Source organism: Campylobacter sp. 2018MI13 (assembly GCF_018501135.1).
In the GTDB taxonomy this organism is placed as follows: domain Bacteria; phylum Campylobacterota; class Campylobacteria; order Campylobacterales; family Campylobacteraceae; genus Campylobacter_E.
Map to the genome: position 1 here is coordinate 1 of NZ_JAHCZC010000207.1, position 462 is coordinate 462.

1 protein-coding gene is annotated in these 462 nt (G+C 34.6%); it reads left to right on the forward strand.

Going from position 1 to position 462, the window contains the following annotated elements:
* Positions 1 to 462, forward strand: a 462-nt coding sequence (locus tag KJQ99_RS09665; RefSeq protein WP_502756523.1) for a flagellin N-terminal helical domain-containing protein, incomplete at both ends; no start/stop codon positions are given.

Genomic DNA, 462 nt, shown 5'->3' on the forward strand with positions numbered 1-462 from the left:
GCTAAGCGCTCATGCAAACGCATCTATGAACAATAGATCAATTGACAGTTCTTTAAATAAGTTAAACTCAGGTTTTAGAATTAACTCTGCTGCTGATGATGCTTCAGGTATGGCAATTGCTGATAGTTTAAGAAGTCAAGCAAGTTCTCTTGGTCAAGCTATTATGAATGCTAATGATGCTATTGGTATAATTCAGACAGCTGATAAGGCTATGGATGAGCAAATAAAAATACTTGATACAATTAAGAATAAAGCTATTCAATCAGCTCAAGATGGTCAAACAACTGAAACAAGACGCTCACTTCAAGCTGATATTTCAAGACTTATGGAAGAATTAGACAATATTGGTAATACTACATCATTCAATGGTCAAAAGCTTCTAAGTGGAACGTTTTCAAACAAAGAATTTCAAATTGGTGCATATTCTAATGAGACAGTTAAGGCTAGTATTGGGGCAACTAC